Genomic DNA, 24,955 nt, shown 5'->3' on the forward strand with positions numbered 1-24,955 from the left:
ATTATTCAAACAAGCAGTACTTACTTTTGAAATATTAAGGAAAATCATGAAAAAATCCCTGCTGATCGTTTCCCTGATGGCTGTTGCTCTGGCTGCTTGCAGCAAGAAAGAAGAAGCTGCTACCACCGCTCCGGCCGCTGTCGAAGCACCGGCTGCTACCACCGACGCTGCTGCTACCCCGGTCGCTACCGACGCAACCGTCGCTGCTCCGGCTGACGCTGCTGCTGCCGCTTCGGCTGCCGCTTCGACCGCTGCTGACGCTGCTGCTGCCGCTTCGGACGCTGCTTCGCAAGCTGCTGACGCTGCTGCAACCAAGTAATCAGCACGGTCTGATGGAAGAACCGGCCTGCGGGCCGGTTTTTTTTCGTCCATTCTGGATGATGGCGCATGGACTGCGGGAGAGGAGTTGCCTGCAGCGGGGAAGTTGAAGGCGTGGGCGGGAGACCCGCCCACGCCACGAAAGACAAGCGTCAATAAAAAACCGGCCAACGGCCGGTTTTTTTTCGCAGGCAGCGCCGGATTACTTCAACTCGTCCGTCAGCAGCTTGAGGATCTTGGCGCCGGTCTCGCCGGTGTCGGTCTTGCCATCGTTGGTCTGCACGCTCACTTCGCTGGTCGATGCGCCCTGCTCGGCCTTGACGATCACGCGGTAGCGCTGCGCTTCCTTGGCCTTTTCCTCGGAACTGCCAAAGCTCAGCAGGCGCTTGAAGAAGCCATCCTTGTTGGCCGCATCCGGATCGACGTAGCGCACGAAGTACACGCCCTGCACGCGGTCGCGGTCCTCGACGGTGAAACCGACGCGGTCGAGCGCCAGGCCGACGCGGCGCCAGGCGCGGTCGTAGCCCTCTGCCAGCTGCACGGCATTGCCGACCAGCTTGGCCTGCGGCGCCGCCACCGGGGCTTGCGCGACCATGGTCTCGGCACCCTTGGGTTCCTTGGCGCCGGTCAGCTGCGCCACCAGGCGCGCGAGGAACTGCGATTCCAGGCCCGGGTCGTTCGGACGCACGGTCCAGACCGTGGTGTCCTTTTGCGCGCCCTGCAGCACTTCTTCGGCGCCGCGGTGGCTGATCCAGACTTCGGTCGAACCGTCCGGCAGGCGCTCCAGGCGGGTACGGAACTTGTCGCGCTCGCCGGTGGAGTAGGCGCTGTCGAACACCCGGCCGATCGAGCGGCGGATGAAGTCCTGCGGGATCTTCGAGCGGTTCTCGACCCAGTTGGTCTCCATGGTGCCGGTGGTGACCGATTCGGTCTCGATGGCGAAGCCCTGGTTCTCCCAGAACTGGCGCAGTTGCGGCCACAGCTGCTCGGGGGTCTGCTTGACCAGCAGCCAGCGCTGGTCGCCATTGCGCTGCACGCTCACCGCGTCGGTCGAGAGCGGGCCGATGGCCTGCATCGAGCCGGCCACCGGCGCCACGCCGGCCTGGCCGCCGAGCTGCTGCTGGAAACCGGAAGCGGTGGCCACGCCCTTGCCGTCCGGGATGGCGTAGCGGTTGTCGCGCTGCAGCGCGGTCAGGTCCGGCGGGACTTCCAGGTTGGCAGCCTTCTTGGCGCCGCGGTAGTCGACCTTGTCCGATTCGAAGATGGTGGTGCAGGCCGAGAGGCTCAGCGCGATCGCGCTCAGCGTCAGCACGCGCGCGGCGGCAGGGGTCTTGTTGGTGCGGTTAGTCATGGCTTTCGATATCAGGTACTGGGAACCGGAACCCGGAGGTTCAGGCAGAGAGAAGGCCCGCCTGGGCCAGTGCGCCACGTACGGTATCGTGGAACGAGGAAGACAGCGGCGCCAGCGGCAGGCGCAGGCCGGACGGGATCTTGCCCATCTCGGCCAGCGCCCACTTCACGGGCACCGGGTTCGGCTCGACGAACAGCCTGGCATGCAGGTCGAGCACGCGGTTGTTGATCTCGACCGCGCGCGCGATGTCGCCCGCCATGGCGGCGGCGCACAGTTCGTGCATCGCGCGCGGGGCCACGTTGGCGGTCACCGAGATGTTGCCGGCCGCGCCGCAGAACATCAGGGCCATCGCGGTCGGGTCGTCGCCGGAATACACGGCGAAGGACTTGTCCACCATGCGCAGCAGCTCGATGCCGCGGCCGACGTTGCCGGTGGCGTCCTTGATGCCGACGATGTTGTCGATCGGCGCCAGGCGCGCGACGGTCTCGTTGCTCATGTCGGCCACGGTGCGGCCCGGCACGTTGTACAGGATCACCGGCAGGTCGACCGCTTCCGCGATCGCCTTGAAGTGGCGGTACATGCCTTCCTGGGTCGGGCGGTTGTAGTACGGGACCACCTGCAGCGAGGCGTCGGCGCCGACTTCCTTCGCATGCCGGGTCAGCGCGATGGCTTCCACGGTGGAATTGCCGCCCGCGCCGGCGATGACCGGAATGCGGCCGGCGGTGTGTTCGACCGCGATCCGGATCAGTTCGGCGTGCTCGTCGGGCGAGACAGTGGCCGATTCGCCGGTGGTGCCGACGATCACGATGCCGTCGGTGCCTTCCGCGATGTGCCAGTCGATCAGCTTGCGCAGGGAGTCGCGGTCAAGACTGCCGTCCTCGAACATCGGGGTGACGATTGCTACGATGCTGCCCTTAATCATATGCGTTGACGGTGCCGGAAAGTAAATAAAAGTCTGATTGTAGCGGATCGCCCGCCGCAATGGTTCATTCTGCGCGAGATTCCTGGTCGAGCCTGGCTTCGGTTTTGGCGAAATCCGGCCCGGCTGCGCACAGGCGCTGCACCTGGGTCGGATGGGGCCGCTCGACGTGGCCGTCCTCGTAGGCCAGCACCTGGAGCCCGCCCGCAACCGCCAGCCCCAGCAGCTCGCCGGGCGCCAGCAGGAAATCCGGATTCGACGGCTTGCCGAAGGCCTCGTTCCCCTGCGCGAAGGTTTCATAGATGAGCAATCCGTCCGGACGCAGGCTGGCGGCGAGCTGCGCGAACAGCGGACGGTGCAGGTAATTGGTGACGACCACCAAGGCAAAGCGTCCCGGCGCGAAGGGCCAGCTGGCATCGGCGGCTTCGAGGTCGTGCTGCAGGGTCGTGACCTGGGGTCCGGCCAGCGGCGCCAGCAGCTCGGGATGGCGGTCCAGCGCCGTGACCTGCATCCCGCGCGCGGCCAGCAGGCGCGTGTGGCGCCCGCTGCCACAGGCCAGGTCGAGCGCCTCGCCGGGACGGGCCAGGGGCGCGAAGCGCGCAACCCAGGGCGACACAGGCGGCGTGCGCGTGTCCATGGCTCAGCCCAGCAAGAGGGTCAGCGGCGAGGCGATCAACTGCAGCAGCATGCGCCCCAGGCCCATCACCGGCATCACCCAGAACGCCAGCAGGTTGAAGAAGAGCAGCCCCAGCACGATGAAGAAGCCATAGGGCTCGATGCGCGCGAACTTGTAGGCCAGGGTGTTCGGCAGCAGGCTGGTGAGCACGCGGCCGCCGTCCAGCGGCGGGATCGGCAGCAGGTTGAAGGCGAACATCAAGAGGTTGGCGATCAGGCCGGCCTGGGCCACCTTGTGCGGGAAGGCTTCGTTGACGCCGAAGGCGACCAGCAGCACCGCCAGCACCAGCCACAGGAAGGCCATGATGAAATTGGCGGCCGGTCCGGCCAGGGCCACCCAGGCCATGTCGCGCTTCGGGTTGCGCAGGCGGGCGAAGTCGACCGGCACCGGCTTGGCGTAGCCGAACACGAAGCCGGTGGTGAGGTAGAGCGCGATCGGAATGACGATGGTGCCGAAGACGTCGATGTGCACCAGCGGGTTCAGGGTCATGCGCCCGGCGGCATAGGCCGTGTTGTCGCCGAAATAGCGGGCGACGTAGGCATGGGCGGCTTCGTGCAGGGTGATCGCAAAAAGAACGGGGAGCGCGTAGACGGCGATGTTGCGTATGAGTTCAGGATCCATTGCGCGATTCTATCAGGTCCGTCGCGCCCCGCAGTTAGGAAAGCCTGAAGACGCCGCCCCGTCCGCGCGTCCGCCCTAGAGGCCGAAGGCGGCCGGGTCGCCCCGGCCCTCGCGCACCAGTTCCGGCACCGGGCCGGTCAGGTCGATCACGGTGGTCGGCTCGAGCGTGCCGGCGCCGCCGTCGATCACCAGCTCGATCTGCTTGCCGAGGCGCTCGAGCACTTCGTCGGGATCGGACAGCATGTGCTCGTCGCCGGGCAACTGCAGCGTGGTGCCGATCAGGGGCTCGCCCAGCTCCTCGATCAGGGCCAGCATGATGCGGTTTTCCGGCACCCGCACCCCGATCGTCTTGCGCGAGGGATGCGACAGGCGGCGCGGCACTTCGCGCGTCGCCTCCAGGATCACCGTGTAAGGGCCCGGCATGGTGGCTTTCAGCAGCCGGTACTGGCTGTTGTCGACCCGGGCGAAGTGCCCGATCGCGGACAGGTCGCGCACCAGGAGGGTCAGGTGGTGCTTGTCGTCCACGCCGCGGATGCGGCGCAGCTTCTCGACCGCGGCCTTGTCGTCGAGCCGGCACACGAGCGCATACGCGGAGTCGGTGGGCGCGGCCACGATGCCGCCGGCGCTGATGATCTGGGCCGCCTGCTTCAGCAGCCGCGCTTGCGGATTGTCGGGATGGATCTGGAAGTGCTGGGCCATCGGTCGCCTTTCTGCCTGTCCTGGGCTTGATGCTGTGGGCTTAACGGAGCGCCTGCAGCGCCGCGATGCGCTGCGCCATCGGCGGGTGGGTCGAGAACAGCGCGCCCCAGCCGCCGCCGCTGCCGGAGATGCCGGAAGCGGCCATCGAGGACGGCAGCGCGCCCGGCGCCAGACCACCCAGGCGGGCCAGCGCATGCTGCATCGGCAGCGCGCTGCCCAGCAGCCGCGCGGAGCCGGCGTCGGCGCGGAATTCGCGCTGGCGCGAGAACCAGGCCACGATGATCGAAGCCAGGATGCCGAAGGCGATCTCGCACACGAAGACGGTGACCATGTAGCCGATGCCGGGGCCGCGATCGTCCCCGCGCAGCAGCACCTTATCGACGAAGAAGCCGACCACGCGCGCCAGGAACACGACAAAGGTGTTGACCACGCCCTGGATCAGGGTGAGGGTGACCATGTCGCCGTTGGCGATGTGGGCGACTTCGTGCCCGAGCACGGCCTCGACCTCGTCCTGGTCCATGCTGGCCAGCAGGCCGGTGGACACGGCCACCAGCGCGGAATTCTTGAAAGCGCCGGTGGCGAAGGCATTCGGTTCGCCCTCGTAGACCGCCACTTCGGGCATGCCAATGCCTGCGCGCTCGGCCAGCCTGCGCACGGTGTCGACCAGCCAGCGCTCGGCGCCGTTGGCCGGCTGTTCGATGACGCGCGCGCCGGTCGACCACTTGGCCATTGGCTTGCTGATCAGGAGGGAGATGATGGAACCGGTGAAACCCACCACCAGCGAAAACACCGCCAGCGAAGCGATGTCGATCCCCTGCCCCGATACCGCCCGTCCTACCCCGAGCAGGTTGAGCACGAGTGACACCACCAGCACGACGGCGAGGTTGGTGGCGAGGAACAGTACGACACGTTTCATGGATGGCGGCTCCTGGAGCTGGTTGATGTCAGGCTGCCAAGATTGGGCTGCAGGCGGGATTCTTCAAGATCTGGACAAGGACGGCTAGAACCAGTCGTGCCAGACCGGCGTGAGCCCGGCCGGCAGCGGCGGCAGCTCGGCGAACTCGATGCGCGATTCGCCTGGCGCATGGAAGTCGGTGCCGCGCGAAGCAAGAAAGCCGTAGCGCCGCGCCTGTTCGGCATAGACGCCGTACTGGTCCGGCGTATGGCTGCCGGTGACCACTTCGATGGCACTGCCGCCGAGCTGGCGGAAGGCGTCGAACAGCGCGCCTTCGGCCGTGTCGCTGAACGGATAGCGTCCGGGGTGCGCGACCACGGCGATGCCGCCGGCGCCGCGAATCCAGCCGACCGCCTGTTCCAGCGTGGCCCAGCGGTGCGGCACATAGCCCGGCTTGCCCTCGGTGAGGAACTTGCGGAACACCTCGGCCGTCGTGCCGCAGGCGCCGGTCTCGACCAGGTAGCGGGCGAAATGCGTGCGCGAGATCAGGTCGGGGTTGCCGACATAGCGCAGCGCGCCTTCGTAGGCGTCCGGGATGCCGGCCGCGGCCAGCTGGTCGGCGATCTCGCGTGCGCGCGCCTGGCGGCCGTTGCGGGTGGCGGCCAGGCCCTCGACCAGCGCGCGGTTGTCCTCGTCGATCTGCAGGCCGACGATGTGCACGGTCTCGTTGGCCCAGGTCACCGAGATCTCGACCCCGGCCACGAAGCGCATCCCGAGGCCGGTTGCGGCCTGGCGCGCGGCCTTGATGCCGCCGATTTCGTCATGGTCGGTCAGGGCCCAGACATCGACGCCGCTCCGATGGGCATAGGCGGCGACGGCGGCCGGCGCGAGCACGCCGTCGGAGACCTTGGAATGGCAGTGGAGATCGACTTTCATGGCACGGCAATGGGTAGCAGTGAGTAGCAATGATGGCAATGGTGCCGGACATTGTACGCGGCATTCACGCCACCGTGCTGACGCCATGCCTCCGTGCGTCTTTCCTAGCCGGGCACCTCGGCGCCGTCCAGGAAGGCTTCGATCATGCGCGCCAGCAGTTCCGGCTGGTCGTGGTGCAGCATGTGGCCCGCTCCCGGCATCATGCGCGCCGTGACCTCGGCCAGGTGGACGCGGCGGCGGTCGATTTCGGCGCGCGCCTCTTCCTTCGGTCCCATCCAGCGCCACATCTCGGTCTCTTCCGCCTCGACCCACAGCACAGGGGCCGTGATGCGGCGCCAGCAGGCCAGCACTTCGTCGGCATGGTACAGCAGCGGCCCGGTCATCTTGTGTGCCGGGTCGCCCAGGATGCGCCACTGGCCGTCCGCGTCCCGCGCCGACCAGTGGCCGGCCAGGAAGGCGGCGCGCGCAGCCGGCAGGCGCGGATTGGTCTTCTGCAGGCGCGCGGCCACCTCGTCCAGGCTGGCATAGCCGCGCATCTCCGGCCTGGTGCGCAGTTCGTCCAGCCATGTCGCGTAGCGGCCAGGGGCCTGCTCGGGACGGGTGGCGGGCAGGCCGAAGCCTTCCAGGTTGACCAGGCGCGCGATGCGCGCGGGCCGGATGCCGGCGTACAGGCTGACGATATTGCCGCCCATGCTGTGGCCGAGCAGGTTCACCGCTTCGCCGGGGGCGTAGTGGTCGAGCACCGCCTCGAGGTCGGCCAGGTAGTCCGGGAACCAGTAGGTGTCGGCCGGCGAGCGTTCGCTCAGGCCGAAGCCGCGCCAGTCGAAGGCGATCACGTGCCAGTCCTGGCGCAGGCAGTCGACCACGAACTGGAACGAGGCCGAGACGTCCATCCAGCCGTGCTGCATGAAGATTTTCGGGGCGCCCACGCGGCCCCAGTGGCGCACATGGGTGCGCAGGCCGCGGATGGGAAGGAATTCGGAACGGGACGGGATCATGGCTGCGAAATAAAAGTACGGCCGGATGCGGCCGAAATAGTACGGTCGTTCGCATTATAACGGGACGCTTGATATTGCGCAGGATGGCCCCATTTCCTGTCGACCGGACGATGGCGGGCTGGAGGTTTACAATAGCGGCATTTCAGCTTCCGCGAGCACATCCATGACGATTTACCAGCTGGGCGAGCATGCGCCCGAGATCGACGCTTCCAGTTTCGTGGCCGATACGGCAACCCTGATCGGCAAGGTCACGCTCGAGGCCAATGCTTCGGTGTGGTACGGCGCGACGCTGCGCGGCGACAACGAACGCATCACCATCGGCGAAAACAGCAATGTCCAGGAAGGCACGGTGATGCACACGGACATGGGCTACCCGCTGGTACTGGGCAAGAACGTGACCGTCGGCCACCAGGCCATGCTGCATGGCTGCACGGTGGGCGACGGCTCGCTGATCGGCATCCAGGCCGTGATCCTGAACGGCGCCCGGATCGGCAAGGGTTGCCTGGTGGGCGCCGGCGCCCTGGTCACCGAAGGCAAGGAATTCCCCGACGGATCGCTGATCCTCGGCTCTCCTGCCAAGGCGGTGCGCACCCTGACGGAAGAAGACCTGCTGCGCCTGCAGGCCAGCGCCGCGAGCTATGTGGCGCGCGGCCAGCTGTTCAAGGCGCAGCTCAAGAAGATCGGATAAAGAATGACGAATGAAGTGATGAGCACCTCGCGCGACACCCTGCAAAAATTTATTTTCGATAACGCTGCCGTACGCGGCGAGCTGATCGAGATTTCCGACACCTGGCGCGAGATCCAGGCCCGGCACGCCTATCCGAAGGCGGTGCGTTCCGCGCTCGGCGAGATGGTGGCGGCCAGCGCCCTGCTGTCGGCCAACCTGAAGTTCAACGGCGCCATCGTGATGCAGATCTTCGGTGACGGTCCGGTGCGCCTGCTGGTGGTCGAATGCGACGCCCAGCTGCGCATCCGCGCCACCGCGAAACTGGCGCCTGACGCCGAACTGCCGGATGACGCCAGCCTGACCCAGATGTTCAATGTCAACGGCAAGGGCCGCTTCGTGATCACGCTCGACCCGGCCGACAAGGTGCCGGGCCAGCAGCCCTACCAGGGCGTGGTGCCGCTGACCGGCGAGGACATGGCGACCGTCATCGAGAACTACATGCTGCGCTCCGAACAGATGGATACCCGCCTGTGGCTGGCGGCGGACGACAGCGTCTCGCGCGGCCTGCTGCTGCAAAAGCTGCCGCGCCACAGCGGCAAGGACGACCAGCAGAAGCAGGCTTCCGAAGCGGAGGACCTGGAAACCTGGAACCGCGCCGTGATGCTGGGCCAGACCCTGAAGCGCGAGGAACTGCTGAGCACGAACATCGAGATCCTGCTCAAGCGCCTGTTCTGGGAAGAGACGATTCGCGTGTTCGACCCGCAGCATCCGCAGTTCCACTGCAGCTGCACCCGCGAAAAGGTCGGCAACATGCTCAAGATGCTGGGCCAGGCGGAGGTCGACTCGGCGCTGGCCGACCTGGGCGAACTGGGCATCAACTGCGATTTCTGCGGCAAGCACTACGCTTTCGACAAAGTCGACTGCGCCCAGCTGTTCGCCAGCGATGCGCCGGTGGAGAGCATGATGCCGGCCAGCGGCTCGATCAACTGAGTCATCCCGATCGACCGGGCCTCCCCCGCGCAGGCGGGTTTCAACGCCCTGTGAATAATCGCCGCCTTTCTTCAGCCATGCAACACGTGGCGTGAAGAAAGGCGGCGCTGTTTCAGGGCTGATCCGACGCGAATTCGTAAACGATCAGCGTGTCATCGTCCCAGCTGCTGTCGCGCAGCGGCGCCACGATTTCCCTGCCGTTGCGATACAGCCGCAGCGCTTGCCTGCGTTCTCCCGATACCAGTGTGGCCGAGGCCACCGGCCGCGGCGTGCGGTACTGGTAGGCGACCTGCGGCAGCCGGCACAGGCCGCCCGCCGCGAGCGCGGCGGCGCGAAACAGCAGCGGAACCTCTTCCTTGCCGATCGCCATCGAGACCGCGCATTCCATCCGCAGGTCGCCCAGCCGCCGCACATTCCCGGGCAGCCCCGGCGTGCGCACGCGCGGCCGCCAGCGCAGCTGGTCCCTCTTGCGGTTGGAAATGAGGTCCGCGTCGTCCGCGTCGGCTTCCCGGCTGCGCGGCAGCGCGAAACTGCCATCGGCGTCGAGTGGCAGCGCAATGTCGACCCGCTCGCCCGCGATGCGTAGCTGCAGGCCCTCGACCGGGGCCGGGTGTCCGTCCGCGGTCCACAACTCGAAGCGCAGGCTGGCCTGCGGCGCCAGCGCCCGCTGCTTGTCCCAGGTATCGAGTCCGCGCTGCATGCGGCGATAGGGCTGGAGTGCGGGATCCTTGATGCTGCTGACCTGTACGGTTTCAGCAGCGACGGGGTCGGGTGCGGCTGTTTCCTGGGCAATGGAAGGGAGGGCCAGCGCCAGCAGCGCGGCGACCGTGGAAATTCGCTTCATGTGCATCCTGTGATGGCTGATCGGTGGGCGCATTGTACGAATGTCGCGGCGCCAGATACTTGCACATTCTCACGTCCCGCCTTTGAACCGTGACACTCAAAACACGCATTTATGCAGGTAGTGCTAAGCTGATGCATCTTTGACAGTGTTGTCATTTCCTTACAACACTATCGCCTTTACCAGGAGAAAACGCGATGCACATGGATACTGGAATCACGACCGAAGACCGCGCCAAGATCGTCGAATCGCTCTCGACCGTGCTGGCGGACGCCTACATGCTCTACCTGAAGACCCATAACTTCCACTGGAACGTGACCGGCCCGATGTTCTCGACCCTGCACGTGATGTTCGAGGAACAGTACACCGAGCAGTGGAACGCGCTGGACGACATCGCCGAGCGCATCCGCGCCCTCGGGCACTTCGCGCCGGCGACCTACAAGCGCTATGCCGAGCTGTCCAGCATTACCGAGGAGCCGAACGTGCTGTCGGCCAAGGAAATGATCCGCCAACTGGTCGATGGCAACGAAACCCTGGTGCGCACCCTGCGCGCGGGCGTGAAAGTGGCCGACGAGCTGGACGATTACCCGACCGCCGACATGCTGACCACCCGCATGGAAGTACACGAAAAAAATGCCTGGATGCTGCGCTCCTTCCTGGAACAGGGCGCCGGCGCGGCCCAGGGCGACGCGTCCTCGGACTGAACGCCGGACGAGAAACCAGCCGGGCGGCGCCGCTGCCGTCCCGGCGCGGCCCGCCGCGGCAAGCGGCCACCCGGCCGCCCCAATCGGATCAGCCGCGTCCGCCGGACTGGTGCAGGTCCACCACTTTCATGATCTCGAGCGTCAGGTCGAGGTTGAATTCCTCCGCCACCAGGGCCGCGCGCAGCGCGTCCTGCGGCATGCCGATGGCTGCGGCCAGCGCCCCGAGGCCGGGCGCCTGTGCCACGGCCTGCAGCGCCGCTGCAATCGCGGCGCCGTCGCCGTCGTCGAAGGCGGTCGCGAGGCAGTCGGCAATGCCGTCGAGGGAATCGAGTGCAGAAGTGTTCCGGGTCATGCTGGCTTTCAAAAAATAATCCTGGCGCTGGGTTCCAACCAGCAATCCTGGCAAGTTATATGTAGGCTTAATCCTACATACACTTTGGCTTGAGTAAAATCAAAAATCTCCAGAAAGCAGTGCCATTCAATAGGCATGGCTCTTATTACAGAGCAATAACCTGTCAGAAATTTCTTGCAAGGAAGCAAGGACTTTCTTTTCCTGTCACTTCCGAGGAGCGTCAATGAAGCCCATGTCCGCAGCCGAAATGTCGTCTACCGAACAGGTCCTGGCATCCCCTGTCCCGCAACGCAGGCGAGTGACAGGGCGCTATCCGATTGCGACAGTTGGATCGTACACCCTGCACGGCGGCAAGGTCGTGCTGGCCGGGAACGAGCCGCAACGGGACGGTTTCCGCATCGCCTGCGTCGGCGACCTGGTGCGTTATCCGGACGGCAGCGAGAGCATCATCGTATCGGGCGCCGGGAACGCGTCCACCTTCGGCAACCGCCCGGTCGCGCTGGTGGGGAGCCATGTGGGAAACGGCGACCGCATCGTCCTGAGCCGGCAAAGCATGGGCGAGATCGTCCTGTTCGAAGGCGACGCCCCGATCCCCGGCCTGCTGCAGCCGGGCTACCTGCCGCCGCACGGCCCCACCGAGGACTGAACCGGGACGGCGCCACGGGACCGGCGTGCCCGTGGCTACCTCAGCGGCTACTGAGGTGGCTACTGCGGTAGCCACTGTCAGCGGCCGCGTTTTTCCTTCGGTTCCGGCGGAGGCGGCGGCACCGTCATCGACACCGCCGGCTGCTCGTCCTTGCGCAGCACCTGCACGAAGATTTCATTCTGCTTGATCATGCCCAGCTCGTAGCGGGCACGTTCCTCGACCGCGCCCAGGCCCTCGCGCAGGTCGCGCACTTCCGATTCCAGCTTGGCGTTGCGCGCTTCCAGCAGTTCGGTTTGCTGGCGGGTCTGCGCGACCTGGCCGCGCATGTCGGCGACGGCCAGCCAGCCGCCCTTGCCCAGCCAAAGCGGGTACTGGATCAGGAGCAGCAGGATGGCGAGCGCGATGGTGATGAGTCGCATGGACGCAGGTCGCAGGTAGGGATGGCGGAGCCGGACGCCTCGCTAGCCGTCCGGCAGTCAAGCTTACTTCAGGTTGTAGAAGGCGTCGCGGCCCGGATAGCTGGCGACGTCGCCCAGGTCTTCCTCGATGCGCAGCAGCTGGTTGTACTTGGCCATGCGGTCCGAGCGCGACATCGAGCCGGTCTTGATCTGCAGGGCGTTCAGGCCCACTGCGATGTCGGCGATGGTCGAATCCTCGGTTTCGCCCGAACGGTGCGAGATCACGGCGGTGTAGCCGGCGCGCTTGGCCATCTCGATGGCGGCGAAGGTCTCGGTCAGGGTGCCGATCTGGTTGATCTTGATGAGGATCGAGTTGGCGATGCCCTTCTGGATGCCCTCTTTCAGGATCTTGGTGTTGGTGACGAACAAATCATCGCCCACCAGCTGCACCTTCTTGCCCAGCGCGGCGGTGAGCGTGGCCCAGCCTTCCCAGTCGCCTTCGGCCATCGCGTCCTCGATCGAGATGATCGGGTACTTGTCGCACCAGGTGGCGAGCATGTTGGTGAAGTCCTGTGCCGTCAGCGCCAGGCCGCCCTCGCCTTCGAGAACGTACTTGCCGTCCTTGTGGAACTCGCTGGCGGCGCAGTCCAGGCCGAGGGCGATGTCCTGGCCGGCCACGTAGCCGGCCTGCTCGATCGCCAGCATGATCAGCTTGATCGCTTCTTCATGGTTGGCCACCGACGGGGCGAAGCCGCCTTCGTCGCCGACGGCCGTGTTCAGGCCCTTGGCATGCAGGATCTTCTTGAGGGTGTGGAACACTTCGGCGCCCCAGCGGATCGCTTCCTTGAACGACGGTGCGCCGACCGGGATGATCATGAATTCCTGGATGTCCAGGTTGTTGTCGGCGTGGGCGCCGCCGTTGATGACGTTCATCATCGGCACCGGCAGCTGCATCGCGCCCGAACCGCCGAAGTAGCGGTACAGCGGCAGGCCGGCTTCCTCGGCGGCTGCCTTGGCCACGGCCATCGACACGGCCAGCATGGCGTTGGCGCCCAGGCGGCTCTTGTTCTCGGTGCCATCCAGGTCGATCAGGGTGCGGTCCAGGAAGGCCTGTTCATTGGCGTCCAGGCCCATGATCGCTTCGGAGATCTCGGTATTGATATTCTCGCAAGCCTGCAGCACGCCCTTGCCGAAGTAACGCTTCGGGTCGCCGTCGCGCAGTTCGATCGCTTCGCGCGAACCGGTCGAGGCACCGGACGGGACCGCGGCGCGGCCCATCACGCCCGACTCCAGCAGGACGTCGCATTCAACGGTCGGATTGCCGCGCGAATCAATGATTTCGCGGCCGATGATATCAACGATAGCACTCATGTTTTTCAGTCTCCGGAAGGTAAGAATCTGGTGCGGCTGCCGCCTTGTCGCCAAGGCGGGTAGCCCAAAACGCTTGGCATTGTAGCAAATACGCGCGTCGTATCCGCCCGGCCTGGGCCGCCGGGCGCATGCGCGCATCCGCCTGCTGTCTTATTTGAAGTCGGCTTCCAGAAAACCGGCCTTCTTGACCACGCGGTCGATCTCGACCAGGGTCGTGAGCAGTTCCTTCATGCGGCCCAGCGGCACCGCGTTGGGGCCGTCCGACATGGCCTTGGCCGGATCGGGATGGGTCTCCATGAACAGGCCGGCGATGCCTGCGGCCACGGCCGCGCGCGACAGCACCGGGATGTGCTCGCGCTGGCCGCCGGACGAGGTGCCCTGGCCGCCCGGCAGCTGCACCGAGTGGGTCGCGTCGAACACCACCGGGCAGTTCGACTCGCGCATGATGGCGAGCGAACGCATATCGGACACCAGGTTGTTGTAGCCGAACGAGGCGCCGCGCTCGCAGGCCATGAAGTTATCTTCCGGCAGGCCCGCCTCGCGTGCGGCGGCGCGCGCCTTGTCGATCACGTTCTTCATGTCGCCCGGCGCCAGGAACTGGCCCTTCTTGATGTTGACCGGCTTGCCCGAACGCGCGCAGGCGTTGATGAAGTCGGTCTGGCGGCACAGGAAGGCGGGCGTCTGCAGCACGTCGACCACGCTCGCCACCAGCGGGATTTCTTCCTCGGTGTGGACGTCGGTCAGGACCGGCACGCCGATTTCCCTGCGCACGTCGGCCAGGATTTCCAGGCCCTTTTCCATGCCCGGACCGCGGAACGATTTGCCCGACGAGCGGTTCGCCTTGTCGAACGAGGATTTGTAGATGAACGGGATGCCCAGGCTGGCCGTGATCTCCTTCAGGGTACCGGCGGTGTCGAGCGCCATCTGGCGCGATTCGATCACACAGGTACCGGCGATCAGGAAGATCGGCTGGTCGAGGCCGACGTCGAAACCGGCGAGTTTCATGCTGCGTCTCCTTGCAGTGCCGCCGTGGTGCTGGCGGCGGCGGTGTGGGCGGCCTGGTGCTTCAGGGCGGCCTGGATGAATGCGGTAAACAGCGGATGGCCGTGGCGCGGGGTCGACTTGAACTCGGGGTGGAACTGCACGCCGATGTAGAACGGATGGGCGTGCTCGCCGCTGCGCGGCAGTTCCATGATCTCCAGCAGGTCTTCGTTCGGGGTGCGCGCCGAGACCACCAGGCCGGCCGCTTCGATGCGCGGCAGGTAGTAGTTGTTGCCTTCGTAGCGGTGGCGGTGGCGCTCGGTGACCACGTTACCGTAGATGTCGGCGGCCAGCGTGCCCGGGTTCACCGCGCAGGTCTGGGCGCCCAGGCGCATGGTGCCGCCCAGGTCGGAGTTGACGTCGCGCCGCTCGACCTTGCCGTCGTGGTTCTGCCATTCGGTGATCAAGGCCACCACCGGCTGGTCGGTGTCCGGATCGAACTCGGTGGAATTCGCGTTCGGCAGGCCGGCCACGTGGCGCGCGTATTCGATCAGCGCCACCTGCATGCCCAGGCAGATGCCGAGGTAGGGGATCTTGTTTTCGCGGGCATAGCGGGCGGCCTGGATCTTGCCTTCCACTCCGCGCTTGCCGAAGCCGCCCGGCACCAGGATGGCGTCGTACTTGGCCAGATGCGCGCAGCCGTCCTTCTCGATCTCTTCCGAGTCCAGGTATTCGATGTTGACGCGGCTCTCGGTATGGATGCCGGCGTGGCGCAGGGCCTCGGTGAGCGACTTGTAGGATTCGATCAGGTCGACGTACTTGCCCACCATGCCGATGGTGATCTCGTGCTTCGGGTGTTCCAGGGCGTGGATCAGCCTGGTCCACATGGACAGGTCGGCTTTCGGCGCTTCCAGGCCGAGCGCTTCCAGGATGATGTCATCCAGGCCCTGGTCGCACAGGACCTGCGGGACCTTGTAGATGGTGTCCACGTCCCACACGGAGATCACGGCCTGCTCTTCGACGTTGGCGAACAGCGAGATCTTGGCGCGCTCGTCGTCCGGGATGCGGCGGTCGGCGCGGCACAGCAGCGCGTTCGGCGAGATGCCGATCTCGCGCAGCTTCTGCACCGAATGCTGGGTCGGCTTGGTTTTCAGTTCGCCGGCCGAGGCGATATACGGCACCAGGGTCAGGTGGACAAACGCCGCGCCCTTGCGGCCCGAGCGCAGCGACAGCTGGCGCGCCGCTTCCAGGAAAGGCAGCGACTCGATGTCGCCGACGGTGCCGCCGATCTCCACCAGCGCCACGTCCACGCCTTCGGCGCCGCGGCGGATGAAGTCCTGGATCTCGTTGGTGATGTGCGGGATCACCTGCACGGTCTTGCCCAGGTACTCGCCGCGGCGCTCCTTGCGGATCACGGATTCGTAGATCTGGCCGGTGGTGAAGTTGTTCACCTTCTTCATGCGGGTGCTGATGAAGCGCTCGTAGTGGCCCAGGTCGAGGTCGGTCTCGGCACCGTCGTCGGTGACGAAGACTTCGCCGTGCTGGGTTGGGCTCATGGTGCCCGGGTCCACGTTGATATAGGGGTCGAGCTTGAGCAGGGTGACTTTGAGACCGCGCGATTCAAGGATCGCGGCGAGGGAAGCGGCCGCGATCCCCTTGCCCAGGGAAGACACGACGCCGCCAGTGACGAATACGAATTTGGTCATTGTGCTGAAGGTGCCGAACGGCACGCGCGGGAAATTGAAATTATACCTTAAAGCGCGCGGAATCCTATCGGCGGCATGTCCGCCTCCACCAAATGGCAGCGGCTTATTGTTGCTCAAGAATATGCTCCAGCAATTGACCGGCCCTCCGGGTGCCCACCTATACTGGGCTTTTTCCCCGGGCCCGCCATGCATACCCTTTCCGATTCGCCCGCCGACGTTCCCGCAACCATGCCCGCGGCCACGCCGCGGGAGCCCGCCGCCCCTGGCGCGCCACGCATCCTGGTGCCGGGCTTCACCGGGGATGGCCGCGAGTACTTCCGCATCTGGGTCGTCAACCTGCTGCTGAGCCTGGCCACGCTGGGGATCTATTCGGCCTGGGCCAAGGTGCGCCGGCTCCAGTACTTCGACCGCAACACCCAGCTGGCGGGGGCCAGCTTCGACTTCCACGGCAACCCGCGCGCGGTGCTGGCGGGACGGGTGCTGTCGGTGATCCTGCTCGGGGCCTACCACTATGCTTTCGGTTTCTCGAGCACCTTCGGGATCGTGGTGGTCACCCTGCTGCTGCTGGCCTTTCCCTGGCTGATGCGCGGGGCCCTGCGCTTCCGCCTCGGGAACACCAGCTACCGCGGCCTGCGCCTGGGCTTCGACGGCTCGGTGGGCGAGGCCTACCTGGCCTGGCTGCCGGCCGCCTTCACCTTCCTGATGCCGGGTGTGCTGCTGGCCCTGTACCCGGGCAAGCCCTGGCTGGCGGCGCTGCCGCTGCCGCTCTACCTGCTGTGGCCGCTGATGCATGCCCGCATCCGGCGCTTCCAGCATGCCAACCTGCTGTTCGGCGACCAGCATTCGGCCTATACGGTCAAGGCGCGCCGCTTCTACCGCTTCTACCTGGTCTCGGGCAGCCTGCTGCTGGTCACCAGCCTGGTGGCCGGGATGGCGGCGGGCTTCGCCGGCGCCATGGCCGCAGGCGACCGCAACACGGCCATGTTCGCCGGCATGGCGGTCGGCATCGTCGCCCTCTACCTGATCTACCTGCTGGCCGGTCCTTACATGGTGGTGCGGGTGTCGAACCTGGCCTGGTCCAACACCAGCTTTCCCGGCCTGCGCTTGCGCTCCACCCTGCCGGCGCGCGGCTTCATGAAGCTGCAAACCAGGAATGCCCTCCTGACCCTGCTCACGCTCGGCCTGTACCGCCCGTTCGCCGTGGTCGCGGTCTACCGCTACCGGCTGGCGCACCTGCACATCGAGGTCGACGGCGACATCGAAGCCGCCTGCGCCCACGTGGCCACGCGCGGCGGCGCGGCCGGCGACAGCGTCGCCGACGGTTTCGGCATCGACCTTTCCTGGTAAGGACATCATGACTGCAGCTCACTATTTCGATGGCCGCAGCGCGCGCCAGCACCTGGTCGACCTGAGCGCCGCCGACGGCGCCATCCGCCTGCACGGCGCAGGCCTGGCGCGCAGCTATCCGCTGGCTGCCACCCGCCTGGCCGAACCCTTCGCGCACGCGCCCATGGTCCTGTACTTCGGCGACGGCAGCCACGCCGAAGTGCAGGATCCGGCCGTGCGCCCGGCCCTGGCCGCCGCCCTCGGCTACCGCAAGCCCTGGGTGGTGCGCTGGCAGGAGCATACCTTCGCTGCCGTAGTGGCGCTGGTCCTGCTGGTGCTGCTGATCGCTTCCGCCTGGCACTGGGGGATTCCGGCCGCCGCCGAGCGCCTGTCGGCCCGGGTACCGCCCTCGGCCGACCAGGCGCTCGGCCAGAACGCCCTGGCCCTGCTGCAGCGCCAGGGCATCCTGCAGCCCTCCGGCCTGGCGCCCGACCAGCAGGCGGCGCTGCAGGGCATCCTGCAGCGCATCGAACCGGCGGCGCCGCGCATCCCGCTGCGCCTCCTGAGCGCCGCCGCACCGCGCCTGGGCCCGAACGCGCTGGCTTTTCCAGACGGGACCATCGTCATCACCGACGAACTGGTACGCACCGTGCTGGGCAAGGATGGCCACGACATCGACGCCCACGCCGCTGCCGCCCTGGCCGGGGTGCTGGCGCACGAGGTCGGCCACGTCGAGCAGCGCCACAGCGTGCGCTCGATCACCCGCTCCTCGCTCACGGCGGCGCTGTCGGCCACCCTGTTCGGCGACTTCAGCGCGGTGGCCGCCGGCCTGCCCGCCCTGCTCGGCAACATGGAGTATTCGCGCGCCATGGAACTGGCGGCCGATGACTACGCGGCAAGTGTTCTGCACGCGCACGGCATCCCGACCGCGCCGCTGGCCGACCTGTTCGACCACCTCGACGAACAGCAACAGAAAATGCCGAAATTCCTGCGCCAGGCGATGTCGTACGCGTCGACCCATCCGGATGCGTATGCGCGCGGCCAGCGCCTGCGGGAAGGACAGGCTGGACAGGGGCGCTAGAACGGCACTACTTGCCAGACGATCAGCGCTGCAAAACGACGATCTGGGTGGCACCAGCGCAAGATAAGGGCTGCGCACTTACTGAGGGCTTGGCCAGGCGATCGGCCTGATGGACGCCACCACCGCCACAAGGCCGTGCTGGTGGCGCAGCCGGCGTCTGCCGCGGGCGCGCAGCACGCGGCGCGCCTACGCTGCCGGTAGCGCGAGCTGCGCCCGCGCACGCCATCCGGCGCCACCTTGGCGCCCGGCGCTGTGCGGCAGGCCGCCGGGCGGTAAGATGCTGCCCATCTTCACCGTCACTCCCACGCTACCGCCATGTTCCTGTCCTGCCCGACCACGTCCATCTTCCCGCAAGGCCTGCGCCGCCCGGCCGCCGCCCTGCTCTTCGTTTCCATCTTCGCCACCGCCCCTGCCTGCGCCGGCATCCTGGACGAGGTGCCGGACATCAGCGCCGTCACCGACTACCGTCCCAAGGTCCCGCTGCGCGTGTACAGCGCCGACCAGGTCCTGATCGGCGAATTCGGCGCCGAGCGGCGTGACTTCGTCCCGATCGGGAAGATCCCGGCCCTGATGAAGGCGGCCGTGCTGTCGATCGAGGACGCACGCTTCTACGAGCACGGCGGCATCGACTGGATCCGCGCGCTAGGCGCGGCCAAGGCCAACCTGGCGGCCCTGGGCGGCGGTTACCGCCAGGGCGGCTCGACCATCACCATGCAGGTGGCGCGCAACTTCTTCCTGTCGCGCGACAAGACCCTGCCGCGCAAGCTGACCGAAGTCGCGCTGGCCTACAAGATCGAACAGGCGCTGACCAAGGACCAGATCCTGGAGGTCTACATGAACCAGATCTACCTTGGCCAGCGCGCCTACGGCTTCGCCAGCGCGGCGCGCACCTATTTCGGCAAGCCGCTCGACAGGCTCAGCGTGGCGGAGATGGCGATGCTGGCAGGGCTGCCGCAGAATCCTTCGCGCCACAACCCGGTGGCCGACCCGGAGCGCGCGCGCCAGCGCCAACGCACCGTGCTCAAGCGCATGTTCGAGCTCGGCAAGATCGGCGAGGCGCAGTACCGCGCGGCGCTGGACGAGCCGCTGCGGGTGCGGCGCGAGGGCGCCGGCCCCGGCGCGGGCGCGGAATACGTGGCGGAACTGGCGCGCCAGGCGGTCCATGCGCGCTTCGGCCAGGCTGCCTACGAGCAGGGCTATACGGTCACCACGAGCATCATCGCCGCCGAGCAGGCCGCGGCCTACGAGGCGGTGCGCCGCAGCGCCATCGCCTACGACCGCCGGCACGGCTACCGCGGCCCCGAAGCGCGCATCGCGCTGCCCAAGGCGGGACCGGAGCGCGAGGAAGCCGTGGCCGAGGCCTTGCAGAAGCGCCCCGCGGTGGATGGCTTCACGGCGGCCGTCGTGCTGTCGGCCTCGCCCAAGCGGGTGACGGTGCTGACCCGCGACGGCGAGACGATCGCGCTTGCCGGCGCCGGCCTGGCATTCGCCGCGCCCGCCCTGTCGCCCGCCGCCAGAGCCGGCCTGAAGCTGGCGCCGGGCGCGGTGGTGCGCATCAGCCGCGCCGGCAAGGAGCAGTGGGCGATCGCCCAGCTGCCGCAGGTCGCGGCCGCCTTCGTCGCGCTCGACGCCCGCAGCGGCGCGGTGCGCGCCATGGTCGGCGGTTTCGACTACCAGCTGCAAAAATTGAACCACGTGACCCAGGCCTGGCGCCAGCCGGGTTCCAGCATCAAGCCTTTCGTGTATTCGGCGGCGCTGGAGCGCGGCTTCTTCCCCGGCACCACGATCCTCGACGCGCCCCTCGATTTCAGCGACGAGAAGGCCTATGCCAACTGGGCGCCGCGCAACGACGACGGCGTGTTCGAAGGACCGGTGACGATCCGCCATGCGCTGACCCATTCGCGCAACGTGCCCGCCGTGCGCATGCTGCGCGCGCTCGACGTCGAGGATGCGCGCGAACACCTGGCGCGCTTCGGCTTCGACCGGGCGCGTCAACCGGCCAACCTGACCCTGGTCCTGGGCACCGGCGCGGTGACGCCACTGCAGCTGGCCGGCGCCTATGCGGTGCTGGCCAACGGCGGCTACCGGGTCGAGCCGCAGCTGAGCCTGAGCGTGTACGACCGCGACGGCAAGCTGGTCTTCGAGAGCGGCAAGCCGCGCCCGCCGCAGGAAGGCGCGCGCGTGCTGGATGGGCGCAATGCCTTCATCGTCGATTCGATGCTGCGCGACGTGGCGCGCGTGGGTACCGGCGCGCAGTCTTCGCGCCTGCTGGGGCGAAGCGACCTGGCGGGCAAGACCGGCACCACCAGCAACGCCGTCGACGGCTGGTTCGCCGGGTATGGCGGCAACGTGGTGGCGGTCTCCTGGATGGGTTACGACGAGCCACGCTCGCTGGGCGGGCGCGAGTTCGGCGCCACGCTGGCGCTGCCGGCCTGGGTCGACTACATGCGGGTGGCGCTGGCCAGGGTGCCGCAGCGCGAGCGCACGCCCCCCGAAGGCGTGGTACGTGCGGGCGGGGACTGGGTCTATGCGGAATTCGCGGAGCCGGCGCCGGCGGCAGAGGCGCCGGCGCAAGGTGAATCGCAGAACGCGGCCGGCGCGGCGCAGGCCGTCGAGTGAGGCCTGGCGCGGGCGCTTACTGGGGCGGCGCCGGGAACAGGATCGCAGGGCCCTTCGGCGCGACGCCCGGCGCCAGCGCGGCGGGCGCCGGCCTGCCGGCCGGGCCGAGGTGGCGCACGAAGCGGTAGATCGCGCGCAGGTCCTCCTTGTCCATGGTGTTCAGCGTGAACCAGGGCATCGGCGGACGCGCCTTCATGGTCTGCGCCATCCTGATCCAGTCCTCTTCTCCCAGCGCGTTCATCGACAGGCGCAGGTTGGTCGGGTAGGTCGTGCCCCAGGGGCCGCGCCAGCCCAGCTGGTCGCCGGTGAGCCAGTCTTTCTCGGCCACCTTGCCGGCGCTCATGCCATAGCCGGCCGTGTGGCAATCGTTGCAGCCGCCGACCTTGACCAGGTAGCGGCCCCGTTCGATGTACTTGCCCTGGGCGCTCGCGTTCGCGGACGGGGCATGCGGGTTGTTCTGCGCGGCCTGCGCGGCGGCCTGCATGCCGGGTGCCAGCGCCAGTGCCAACGCGGCAGAGAGCGCGCGCACGGCGCCCTGGAGTGGAGTGGACATGTCTGTTTTCCCTTCTGGTGAGCTTTGTTCGGACCGCCGGCCGGCGCCTTGCACGCCGGCCGGCGTATTGATCCGTGCACGATAGCGCGCATCCGGCGCCGGTGTCAGCCCCACCTTTGGGGGGATCAGCGCAGTCCCTGCACCGTTCCTTCCTTCGGATAGTCGACCTGGTATTCGACATCGAAGCGCGCCGTTTCGTTCGGTTTCAGGGTGCGCTCCCAGCCCACCAGGCCGCGCCGCTGCTGCCAGTCCCTGAGCGTCGGCTCCGGGCTGAGCGACACTTTCACCTGGACTTGGTCCGACTGGCTGACCGGGGTCGGTTCCAGCACCAGGATCTCGATCGGCTGGCGGTGCCGGTTGCTCACCACGTAGCGGTCGGCGATGCGCTTCTGGTTGTCGCGCCGGAACAGGCCGGCCTGGCCGGCGCGTTCGTCGCGGTGCTCGATCGCCACCCGCACCAGCGGATCGCGGCCGAAGGACATGCTGAAGCGCTCGCTGTCCTGCGGGTCCCAGTACAGGGCGCCGACGTAGGAACCGTCGCGGCGCAGCTGCACCTGGCCCGGCAGCCACACGCCTTCCGGACGCGCCGCCTCGGCGGTCAGCACCGCCGTCTCGCCATGGGTGCGCGGCGCGATCCGCACGCGCTGCTCCACCGCCAGCTGCTGCGTTGCCAGGCCAACCGTGATCTCACGCCCGTCGGCGGCCAGGTCGACCCGCGCCGGCACCTCGAATTCGGTGGTGAAGCTGCCCTGGGTCTCGATGACGGGCGCCACGTAGTCATCGGCGGCCTGCGCCACGCGCGAACCCGAGACGCTGACCTGCGCCGGTGCGGGCGCGGACGGCGGGGCCGGCGGCGCATAGCGGTAGCGTAGCTCTTGCACCTTTTCCTGCGGCGGCCGGTAGCTGATCAGCCAGGGGCCCGGGTCGGGCGCCTGGGCCGACAGCTTCGGCTGGCCGGTCGACAGGCGCAGCTTCACCCGGCTCCAGTCCTCGCCCGTCTTTTGCGAGATCGACGCCATCCGTTCCAGTTCGACCGACGAGGCGTTCGAATCGAGCGAGGCGCGGTAGGTCGGTTTCCAGCCGGCGCGGTTCACCTGGTAGGACAGCAGCAGCCGGCCGGCCTGCTTCGCCGCGACCGCCACCGTCAGCGTGCGGCTCTCGCGCGTGCTGGCCTGCAGCTTGGCCAGGTCCTGGTTCAAGGCCTCCAGCTGGCGCACCTGCGCGCGCTTCCTGGTTTCGGCCTGGTGCATGCGCGCCAGGGCGTCGGCGCCGCCCCTGCGGATCGCGTCCAGTGTGCCGAGCAGGGTCTTGGCGTCGCCCGGCGCATTCCTGGCCTGGCCGTCGGCGCTGCCAAGCCGCTCGAGGTAGCCCTGCACCAGCTGGGCCGCCTTGAAGTCGGCGTCGATCAGCGCGATCTCGTCCTGCAGCGCCTGGATCTTCGCTTCCAGCTGCGCCACGCGCGGATTGGGGCTGTCGGCGCTGCCCTGGTCGCGCGTGAGGACCTGGCCGACCTGGATGCCGGCATCGGCCTGCAGGCGCAGGGTATCGGTGCTGAAGTTGGCCAGCAGGCCGGTGATCTCGACCTGGGTCATGCCCGGCGCGACCTGGACCACGCGCTCCACCGTGGCGCTGCCCGGATACAGGGTGACGCTCTGGATCGGCGCCTCGACGGCCTGCGCGCCCGGAACGGCGAGCGCCAGGACGATTGCCCATTGCTGCTTGGTTGCCATGGAATCCCTTTTTTGAACGAGTAATGGATGAGTGATTCCGGCAGCCTACCAGAGGACTGGCCTGCCAAAATCCACACAAAGCAACGCCGGGGCGGCGTTTATGTAACGAGACGTTTCAGCGCGGCCAGGCCGCGGCGGCCTGCTCGACCAGTTGCGGCAGGGGCTCACGCAGGTCGAGCGTGATGCCGCATTCGTCCGGGGCCAGGGGCTCGAGCTCGCGCAGCTGGCTGTCGAGCAGCGAGGATGGCATGAAGTGGCCCCTGCGCGCGGCCATGCGCTGGGCGATCAGCGCGCGCGGACCGTGCAGGTGGACGAAGCACACCGGATACGCTTCACCACCGCGCAACAGCGCGCGGTAGGCGCGCTTCAGGGCGGAGCAGGACAGCACCACGCACTCGCCCTCCGCCAGCGTGCGCATCAGTTCGGCGCGCAGCGCCAGCAGCCAAGCCTGGCGGTCGGCATCGCCGAGCGGCACGCCGGCCGCCATCTTCGCCAGGTTCCGCGGCGGATGGAAGGCGTCGCCTTCGATGAAGCGCGCACCCAGCAGCGCAGCCAGGCGCGCCCCGACGCTGCTCTTGCCACAGCCGCTCACGCCCATGACGACCCACGCGGCTGGGGTGCGCTTCACGCCGGCACGCTCAGCGCTGCGCCGAGGGGAAGAACAGCTGTTCGCCGGCCGGCCTGAAGGCCGCGATCTTCGCCTGCGCTTCCGGCGAGGTGATCCAGTCGATCAGCAGCTTCGCGCCGCGGTAGTTGACGCCCTTGTGCCTGTCCGGATTGACGGCGATGATCCCGTAGGGATTGAACATGCGCCTGTCTCCCTCGACCACGATCGCCAGCCCGGTCCTGGCCTTGTAGGCGCCGTAGGTCGCGCGGTCGGTCAGGGTATAGGCGTTCATCTCGGCCGCCATGTTCAGCACCTCGCCCATGCCCAGTCCGGCGGACACGTAGTTGCTGCCGGACGGTTTGGCGCCGGCCTGCTGCCAGTATCCCTTCTCCATCACGTCGGTGCCGGAATTGTCGCCGCGCGAGATGAACCTGACGTTGGCGCCGGCGATCTTCCGGAAGGCCGAGATCACGTTCCTGTCGCCCTTGACCCGGGCCGGATCGGCGCTCGGGCCGACCACGATGAAGTCGTTGTACATCACGTCGCGCCGGTCCACGCCCCAGCCATCGAGCACGAACTTGTCCTCGAGCTGGCGCGCATGCACCAGGGTGAGGTCGACGTCGCCGTTCCTGCCCAGCTCCAGCGCCTTGCCGGTGCCGACCGAGATCACGTTGACCTTGATGCCGTGCTTCGCCTCGAACGACGGCAGCAGGTAGGTCAGCAGGCCCGAGTTCTCGGTACTGGTGGTGGTGGACAGGCGCAGCGCCCGCTCGCCGGGTTGCTGGGCATGCGCAAAAGGCGTGGCGAAAGGCAGGGTCAAGGCGAGGCCGGCAACGGCGGCCAGGACGAAACGGCGTTGCATGCGCATTCTCCTAGGGAACGGGGAAACAGCCTTGCGCCCGACGATCCGGACCGGCGGCAAGGAATGTAGTAAATGATAACAGTATCCGGTGCGCGCGGCGGGCACCGC

Annotated in this window: 26 protein-coding genes; 8 read left to right on the top strand and 18 right to left on the bottom strand. The window is 67.4% G+C overall.

All coding sequences use genetic code 11. The annotated features are described in order from the left end of the window. Nucleotides 1-319: hypothetical protein (locus tag LCI23_RS01815; RefSeq protein WP_374041133.1), on the top strand; the 319-nt coding region annotated here is incomplete at its 5' end. Nucleotides 320-520: 201 nt separating this feature from the next. On the opposite strand, the gene bamC is transcribed toward LCI23_RS01815, so the two are convergent. From bamC to LCI23_RS01855, 8 genes are all read right to left on the bottom strand, one after another. After that, nucleotides 521-1,669 carry an outer membrane protein assembly factor BamC gene (gene bamC, locus LCI23_RS01820; protein WP_224943043.1) on the bottom strand — a complete coding sequence of 383 codons (1,149 nt, stop codon included), beginning with the start codon at nt 1,667-1,669 and terminating at the stop codon, nt 521-523. Between the two features lie 40 nt (nt 1,670-1,709). Continuing rightward, entirely contained in the window at nt 1,710-2,591 is an 882-nt protein-coding gene (dapA, locus tag LCI23_RS01825) for a 4-hydroxy-tetrahydrodipicolinate synthase (protein WP_224943045.1), read from the bottom strand. 64 nt (nt 2,592-2,655) lie between these two features. After that, nucleotides 2,656-3,225, bottom strand: a complete 570-nt coding sequence (locus LCI23_RS01830; protein WP_224943047.1) for a bifunctional 2-polyprenyl-6-hydroxyphenol methylase/3-demethylubiquinol 3-O-methyltransferase UbiG — start codon at nt 3,223-3,225, stop codon at nt 2,656-2,658. Between the two features lie 3 nt (nt 3,226-3,228). After that, entirely contained in the window at nt 3,229-3,885 is a 657-nt protein-coding gene (locus tag LCI23_RS01835; RefSeq protein WP_224943049.1) for a site-2 protease family protein, read from the bottom strand. Nucleotides 3,886-3,960: 75 nt separating this feature from the next. Beyond that, complete coding sequence (locus tag LCI23_RS01840; protein ID WP_224943052.1) at nt 3,961-4,584, bottom strand: L-threonylcarbamoyladenylate synthase; 624 nt, start codon at nt 4,582-4,584, stop codon at nt 3,961-3,963. 40 nt (nt 4,585-4,624) lie between these two features. After that, nucleotides 4,625-5,500, bottom strand: a complete 876-nt coding sequence (gene htpX / locus LCI23_RS01845) for a protease HtpX (RefSeq protein ID WP_224943055.1) — start codon at nt 5,498-5,500, stop codon at nt 4,625-4,627. 84 nt (nt 5,501-5,584) lie between these two features. Then, nucleotides 5,585-6,415 carry a 3',5'-nucleoside bisphosphate phosphatase gene (locus tag LCI23_RS01850; RefSeq protein ID WP_224943057.1) on the bottom strand — a complete coding sequence of 277 codons (831 nt, stop codon included), beginning with the start codon at nt 6,413-6,415 and terminating at the stop codon, nt 5,585-5,587. 104 nt (nt 6,416-6,519) lie between these two features. Continuing rightward, on the bottom strand, nt 6,520-7,413 hold the full coding sequence (locus tag LCI23_RS01855) for an alpha/beta fold hydrolase (RefSeq protein WP_224943059.1): 894 nt from the start codon (nt 7,411-7,413) through the stop codon (nt 6,520-6,522). A gap of 163 nt (nt 7,414-7,576) precedes the next feature. On the opposite strand from LCI23_RS01855, the gene LCI23_RS01860 reads away from it, so the two are divergent. Together LCI23_RS01860 and hslO are read left to right on the top strand one after the other, a co-directional pair. After that, nucleotides 7,577-8,101, top strand: a complete 525-nt coding sequence (locus tag LCI23_RS01860) for a gamma carbonic anhydrase family protein (protein ID WP_224943063.1) — start codon at nt 7,577-7,579, stop codon at nt 8,099-8,101. Between the two features lie 3 nt (nt 8,102-8,104). Then, nucleotides 8,105-9,070: an Hsp33 family molecular chaperone HslO gene (gene hslO / locus LCI23_RS01865; RefSeq protein WP_374041134.1), complete on the top strand. Its 966-nt coding sequence runs from the start codon at nt 8,105-8,107 to the stop codon at nt 9,068-9,070. A gap of 112 nt (nt 9,071-9,182) precedes the next feature. Here hslO and LCI23_RS01870 read toward each other — a convergent pair whose 3' ends face one another. Next, the gene (locus LCI23_RS01870; RefSeq protein ID WP_224943081.1) at nt 9,183-9,914 is read right to left on the bottom strand and encodes a hypothetical protein; all 732 of its coding nucleotides are present in this window, start codon (nt 9,912-9,914) and stop codon (nt 9,183-9,185) included. Between the two features lie 194 nt (nt 9,915-10,108). On the opposite strand from LCI23_RS01870, the gene LCI23_RS01875 reads away from it, so the two are divergent. Next, nucleotides 10,109-10,615: a Dps family protein gene (locus LCI23_RS01875; RefSeq protein WP_224943084.1), complete on the top strand. Its 507-nt coding sequence runs from the start codon at nt 10,109-10,111 to the stop codon at nt 10,613-10,615. Nucleotides 10,616-10,703: 88 nt separating this feature from the next. Here the strand turns inward: LCI23_RS01875 and LCI23_RS01880 are convergent, their stop codons facing one another. Then, nucleotides 10,704-10,967 (bottom strand): hypothetical protein, encoded by a 264-nt coding sequence (locus tag LCI23_RS01880; RefSeq protein ID WP_224943087.1) that lies wholly within the window; start codon nt 10,965-10,967, stop codon nt 10,704-10,706. A gap of 223 nt (nt 10,968-11,190) precedes the next feature. Between LCI23_RS01880 and LCI23_RS01885 the strand changes: the two genes are divergently transcribed. Then, entirely contained in the window at nt 11,191-11,613 is a 423-nt protein-coding gene (locus LCI23_RS01885; RefSeq protein ID WP_224943090.1) for a PAAR domain-containing protein, read from the top strand. Between the two features lie 77 nt (nt 11,614-11,690). On the opposite strand, the gene ftsB is transcribed toward LCI23_RS01885, so the two are convergent. From ftsB to LCI23_RS01905, 4 genes are all read right to left on the bottom strand, one after another. Beyond that, nucleotides 11,691-12,032, bottom strand: a complete 342-nt coding sequence (gene ftsB, locus LCI23_RS01890) for a cell division protein FtsB (RefSeq protein ID WP_224943093.1) — start codon at nt 12,030-12,032, stop codon at nt 11,691-11,693. A 63-nt stretch (nt 12,033-12,095) separates the two neighbouring features. Continuing rightward, the gene (gene eno, locus LCI23_RS01895; RefSeq protein ID WP_224943095.1) at nt 12,096-13,382 is read right to left on the bottom strand and encodes a phosphopyruvate hydratase; all 1,287 of its coding nucleotides are present in this window, start codon (nt 13,380-13,382) and stop codon (nt 12,096-12,098) included. Nucleotides 13,383-13,532: 150 nt separating this feature from the next. Continuing rightward, a complete protein-coding gene (gene kdsA, locus LCI23_RS01900) occupies nt 13,533-14,387 on the bottom strand; it encodes a 3-deoxy-8-phosphooctulonate synthase (protein WP_224943097.1) in 855 nt (284 codons plus the stop codon). Then, nucleotides 14,384-16,069, bottom strand: coding sequence for a CTP synthase (locus LCI23_RS01905; RefSeq protein ID WP_224943099.1), 1,686 nt, complete (start codon nt 16,067-16,069; stop codon nt 14,384-14,386). Before LCI23_RS01905 ends, kdsA begins: the two co-directional genes overlap by 4 nt. 186 nt (nt 16,070-16,255) lie before the next feature. Here LCI23_RS01905 and LCI23_RS01910 point away from each other — a divergent pair, with 186 nt between their 5' ends. From LCI23_RS01910 to LCI23_RS01920, 3 genes are all read left to right on the top strand, one after another. Beyond that, complete coding sequence (locus LCI23_RS01910; protein ID WP_224943101.1) at nt 16,256-17,416, top strand: YjgN family protein; 1,161 nt, start codon at nt 16,256-16,258, stop codon at nt 17,414-17,416. A gap of 7 nt (nt 17,417-17,423) precedes the next feature. Next, nucleotides 17,424-18,476, top strand: coding sequence for a M48 family metallopeptidase (locus tag LCI23_RS01915; protein WP_224943103.1), 1,053 nt, complete (start codon nt 17,424-17,426; stop codon nt 18,474-18,476). Between the two features lie 315 nt (nt 18,477-18,791). Then, the gene (locus LCI23_RS01920; RefSeq protein WP_224943105.1) at nt 18,792-21,095 is read left to right on the top strand and encodes a penicillin-binding protein 1A; all 2,304 of its coding nucleotides are present in this window, start codon (nt 18,792-18,794) and stop codon (nt 21,093-21,095) included. A gap of 16 nt (nt 21,096-21,111) precedes the next feature. Here LCI23_RS01920 and LCI23_RS01925 read toward each other — a convergent pair whose 3' ends face one another. From LCI23_RS01925 to LCI23_RS01940, 4 genes are all read right to left on the bottom strand, one after another. Then, a complete protein-coding gene (locus LCI23_RS01925) occupies nt 21,112-21,648 on the bottom strand; it encodes a cytochrome C (protein WP_224943107.1) in 537 nt (178 codons plus the stop codon). 125 nt (nt 21,649-21,773) lie between these two features. Further along, nucleotides 21,774-23,378 (bottom strand): mucoidy inhibitor MuiA family protein, encoded by a 1,605-nt coding sequence (locus LCI23_RS01930; protein ID WP_224943109.1) that lies wholly within the window; start codon nt 23,376-23,378, stop codon nt 21,774-21,776. Between the two features lie 115 nt (nt 23,379-23,493). Further along, nucleotides 23,494-24,006, bottom strand: coding sequence for a gluconokinase (locus LCI23_RS01935; RefSeq protein ID WP_374041135.1), 513 nt, complete (start codon nt 24,004-24,006; stop codon nt 23,494-23,496). Between the two features lie 10 nt (nt 24,007-24,016). Continuing rightward, nucleotides 24,017-24,847, bottom strand: coding sequence for a substrate-binding domain-containing protein (locus LCI23_RS01940; protein WP_224943111.1), 831 nt, complete (start codon nt 24,845-24,847; stop codon nt 24,017-24,019). Between the last annotated feature and the right edge of the window lie 108 nt (nt 24,848-24,955).

Source organism: Massilia sp. MS-15, from assembly GCF_020176695.1.
GTDB lineage: Bacteria > Pseudomonadota > Gammaproteobacteria > Burkholderiales > Burkholderiaceae_D > Telluria > Telluria hydrophila.

What these genes read in the sequence shown, in the direction of transcription:
- bamC (WP_224943043.1), bottom strand. Translation starts at nt 1,669, where the DNA reads ATGACTAACCGCACCAACAAGACCCCTGCCGCCGCGCGCGTGCTGACG.
- LCI23_RS01870 (WP_224943081.1), bottom strand. Translation starts at nt 9,914, where the DNA reads ATGAAGCGAATTTCCACGGTCGCCGCGCTGCTGGCGCTGGCCCTCCCT.
- LCI23_RS01840 (WP_224943052.1), bottom strand. Translation starts at nt 4,584, where the DNA reads ATGGCCCAGCACTTCCAGATCCATCCCGACAATCCGCAAGCGCGGCTG.
- LCI23_RS01875 (WP_224943084.1), top strand. Translation starts at nt 10,109, where the DNA reads ATGCACATGGATACTGGAATCACGACCGAAGACCGCGCCAAGATCGTC.
- LCI23_RS01920 (WP_224943105.1), top strand. Translation starts at nt 18,792, where the DNA reads ATGTTCCTGTCCTGCCCGACCACGTCCATCTTCCCGCAAGGCCTGCGC.
- LCI23_RS01850 (WP_224943057.1), bottom strand. Translation starts at nt 6,415, where the DNA reads ATGAAAGTCGATCTCCACTGCCATTCCAAGGTCTCCGACGGCGTGCTC.
- kdsA (WP_224943097.1), bottom strand. Translation starts at nt 14,387, where the DNA reads ATGAAACTCGCCGGTTTCGACGTCGGCCTCGACCAGCCGATCTTCCTG.
- dapA (WP_224943045.1), bottom strand. Translation starts at nt 2,591, where the DNA reads ATGATTAAGGGCAGCATCGTAGCAATCGTCACCCCGATGTTCGAGGAC.
- LCI23_RS01910 (WP_224943101.1), top strand. Translation starts at nt 16,256, where the DNA reads ATGCATACCCTTTCCGATTCGCCCGCCGACGTTCCCGCAACCATGCCC.
- LCI23_RS01885 (WP_224943090.1), top strand. Translation starts at nt 11,191, where the DNA reads ATGAAGCCCATGTCCGCAGCCGAAATGTCGTCTACCGAACAGGTCCTG.
- eno (WP_224943095.1), bottom strand. Translation starts at nt 13,382, where the DNA reads ATGAGTGCTATCGTTGATATCATCGGCCGCGAAATCATTGATTCGCGC.
- LCI23_RS01915 (WP_224943103.1), top strand. Translation starts at nt 17,424, where the DNA reads ATGACTGCAGCTCACTATTTCGATGGCCGCAGCGCGCGCCAGCACCTG.
- LCI23_RS01855 (WP_224943059.1), bottom strand. Translation starts at nt 7,413, where the DNA reads ATGATCCCGTCCCGTTCCGAATTCCTTCCCATCCGCGGCCTGCGCACC.
- LCI23_RS01880 (WP_224943087.1), bottom strand. Translation starts at nt 10,967, where the DNA reads ATGACCCGGAACACTTCTGCACTCGATTCCCTCGACGGCATTGCCGAC.
- LCI23_RS01925 (WP_224943107.1), bottom strand. Translation starts at nt 21,648, where the DNA reads ATGTCCACTCCACTCCAGGGCGCCGTGCGCGCGCTCTCTGCCGCGTTG.
- ftsB (WP_224943093.1), bottom strand. Translation starts at nt 12,032, where the DNA reads ATGCGACTCATCACCATCGCGCTCGCCATCCTGCTGCTCCTGATCCAG.
- LCI23_RS01905 (WP_224943099.1), bottom strand. Translation starts at nt 16,069, where the DNA reads ATGACCAAATTCGTATTCGTCACTGGCGGCGTCGTGTCTTCCCTGGGC.
- LCI23_RS01860 (WP_224943063.1), top strand. Translation starts at nt 7,577, where the DNA reads ATGACGATTTACCAGCTGGGCGAGCATGCGCCCGAGATCGACGCTTCC.
- LCI23_RS01830 (WP_224943047.1), bottom strand. Translation starts at nt 3,225, where the DNA reads ATGGACACGCGCACGCCGCCTGTGTCGCCCTGGGTTGCGCGCTTCGCG.
- htpX (WP_224943055.1), bottom strand. Translation starts at nt 5,500, where the DNA reads ATGAAACGTGTCGTACTGTTCCTCGCCACCAACCTCGCCGTCGTGCTG.
- LCI23_RS01940 (WP_224943111.1), bottom strand. Translation starts at nt 24,847, where the DNA reads ATGCAACGCCGTTTCGTCCTGGCCGCCGTTGCCGGCCTCGCCTTGACC.
- LCI23_RS01930 (WP_224943109.1), bottom strand. Translation starts at nt 23,378, where the DNA reads ATGGCAACCAAGCAGCAATGGGCAATCGTCCTGGCGCTCGCCGTTCCG.
- LCI23_RS01835 (WP_224943049.1), bottom strand. Translation starts at nt 3,885, where the DNA reads ATGGATCCTGAACTCATACGCAACATCGCCGTCTACGCGCTCCCCGTT.
- hslO (WP_374041134.1), top strand. Translation starts at nt 8,105, where the DNA reads ATGACGAATGAAGTGATGAGCACCTCGCGCGACACCCTGCAAAAATTT.